The following is a 635-nucleotide window of genomic DNA, read 5'->3' on the forward strand; positions in this document are numbered from 1 at the left end:
CTTGGGTTCCAAAGATGTATGCTCCTCGCCCAAGCTTATCGCAGCTTACCACGACCCTCATAGGCAACTCAAGCCAAGCCATCCCCCAGACAGCAAAAGTAGCATAAAAAAAATATTTTCAACAAAAAAGAAGATAATACAAATCTTCATCTTTTTCTTATAGAATAAATAAAAGTCGTATTATTTCCTATATTCTGTCTTTTTATACTCAGTAAACTATACTAGACATAAATCTAATACACAAGAAAAAAGTCTTTCATTCTTTCTTCACGAATAACACATAATCTAAACAACAATTTGGTTAGTTAGTGCCAGTAGGGTTACTTATGCACGGAATACTCTAAAAAAGACCACAAAAAGTCTTAAATATTTTTTCCCTTCACACCTGATTCCAAACGAATCGGTGCTGCACCAATAAATAATATTATTCACACGATCTTGTAGATGATATAGTGTTTGATTGCTTATGATTTATCAATGCATGTCTCTATTCAAACACACAAATAAAATATCATATAATAAGAATTATAAAGTGTAAGGAGGTGATCCAGCCGCAGGTTCCCCTACGGCTACCTTGTTACGACTTCGCCCTCCTTAAAAAACCTAGATTCGAATGCAACAAAAAAAATCACATC

Annotated in this window: 2 rRNA genes; both read right to left on the reverse strand. The window is 34.2% G+C overall.

The annotated features are described in order from the left end of the window. Positions 1–110, reverse strand: a 23S ribosomal RNA gene (locus MBBWO_RS08035); the annotation flags it as partial. A 427-nt stretch (positions 111–537) separates the two neighbouring features. Beyond that, positions 538–635 (reverse strand): 16S ribosomal RNA (locus MBBWO_RS08040); the annotation flags it as partial.

The sequence above is a fragment of the Methanobrevibacter woesei genome (assembly GCF_003111605.1).
In the GTDB taxonomy this organism is placed as follows: Archaea; Methanobacteriota; Methanobacteria; order Methanobacteriales; family Methanobacteriaceae; genus Methanocatella; species Methanocatella woesei.